The sequence below is a fragment of the Amycolatopsis sp. NPDC059021 genome, assembly GCF_042739895.1.
Classification (GTDB): domain Bacteria; phylum Actinomycetota; class Actinomycetes; order Mycobacteriales; family Pseudonocardiaceae; genus Amycolatopsis.
In genome coordinates this window covers 9,721-11,117 of sequence record NZ_JBHYIQ010000182.1, presented here as the reverse complement: position 1 = coordinate 11,117, position 1,397 = coordinate 9,721, and the positions used below count along the sequence as shown (strand labels likewise).

Below are 1,397 nucleotides of genomic sequence, written 5' to 3'. Positions count from 1 at the left end.
ACACCTCGTTTCCCAGCGCCCCCCCCTCGCCCCCGCTAACCCATCTGACCCGCCTGCCCGGGCCGTCCCCCACCCCCCACAGCCGCACCAGCAGATCACGCACCGGCGCGAAGACCTCGTCCGGGAACTCCGGGGTGGGCACGCCGACGCTCGTCGCCAGATCGTCGGCGTGCACCACGATCTCCAGCATCCGGGTGAGCAGGAAGTCGTTCCTGCGCAATGCCCAGCCCTGCCACGGGATGTACACGGTCTCCCCCGCCCCGCCACCGCTGAGCAGACTTCGTACCGTCTCCAGCGCGCCGGCGACGCGCTCTTGGAGCGCCACCGCGCCCAGCTCGGCCTCGGCGTCGTCGGTGCCGCGGTCGTTGGCCGGGTCGTCCAGGGAAGCCGAAGTGACCCAGGCGGCCCGGTGGTAGTGCGCGTCCACCGAGTCCAGCGGCGGGACGTCGGCAGGCACCGGCAGCAACTCCGCGGCCCGCACCGTCTGCCGTCCGAAGTGACACGCCAGCGCCCCGACCGACAGCTTCGGCAGCACACTCGGCCGCTGCCATTGTTCGATGACCTCGGCTCGCCGGATCAGGTCGAGAGCGATAGCCCCCGCCGTGGGGAACACTGCGTCCAGGTGATCTGCTCGGGTGCGCATCCGGCCAGTCTGTCAGGCCTTTCCTTGTCGCCCCAAGGCGTCTTCGCCCCGGCCCGCGGGCGGATCGCCGGGCGAGGGTGTCTCCGGCTGCCGTTCGGCCTCGATCCGGATCTCGATGTTCGTCTTGTGGGCGATCGGGTCCCAGATCTCCTCGAACGGCGCCATCAGGGACTGGCCGCTGCCACAGCGGCGGGCACGGACCGCGTACCACGCGAACCCGGCCAGGAACAGGGGCAGGCTCAGGAACGCGGCCGCGGGTGCCAGGAACTCCATGCGCCCGACGATACAGTAACGTCGTGTTTCCAGAAACACTCTGTTACCGAATGGACGGGCGATGAACCGGCTGACACGGGCCGAGCAGCAGCGACGCACCCACGAACACCTGCTGGAGGCCGGACGGCAGGTGTTCCTGCGACGCGGCTTCCTGGCGGCGACCGTCGAGGAGATCGCGGCCGACGCCGGTTACACCCGAGGCGCCGTCTACAAGCATTTCGGCGGCAAGGAAGGACTGTGGCTGACGCTCATCGAAGCCGACGCCGGCACTCATCTCCGGGGACTACGGAAAATCCTCGCCCGCGCCACCACCCGCGACGAGCTGATCGCGGCCCTGACACCCGCCGACGCGACAGGCAAGGACGCGGCGAAGTGGAGGGGGGGGGGGCGCCGCCGGCGCGGCGCGGCCGCGCGCGCCCCCCCCACCCCCCCCCCCCCCCCCCCCCCCCCCCCCCCCGCCACCGCCCCCCCCGCGCGCCCC

The 1,397-nt window shown here is 72.0% G+C and carries 3 protein-coding genes; 1 reads left to right on the top strand and 2 read right to left on the bottom strand.

The window, feature by feature from the left end; all coding sequences use genetic code 11:
- Both ACFWX1_RS47180 and ACFWX1_RS47175 read right to left on the bottom strand, forming a co-directional pair.
- The coding region (locus ACFWX1_RS47180) for a maleylpyruvate isomerase N-terminal domain-containing protein (protein WP_378396472.1) at nucleotides 1–643 on the bottom strand (643 nt) is incomplete at its 3' end.
- A gap of 12 nt (nucleotides 644–655) precedes the next feature.
- On the bottom strand, nucleotides 656–916 hold the full coding sequence (locus ACFWX1_RS47175) for a hypothetical protein (RefSeq protein WP_378396471.1): 261 nt from the start codon (nucleotides 914–916) through the stop codon (nucleotides 656–658).
- Between the two features lie 61 nt (nucleotides 917–977).
- Between ACFWX1_RS47175 and ACFWX1_RS47170 the strand changes: the two genes are divergently transcribed.
- Nucleotides 978–1,397, top strand: a 420-nt coding sequence (locus tag ACFWX1_RS47170) for a TetR/AcrR family transcriptional regulator (protein ID WP_378396470.1), incomplete at its 3' end; no start/stop codon positions are given.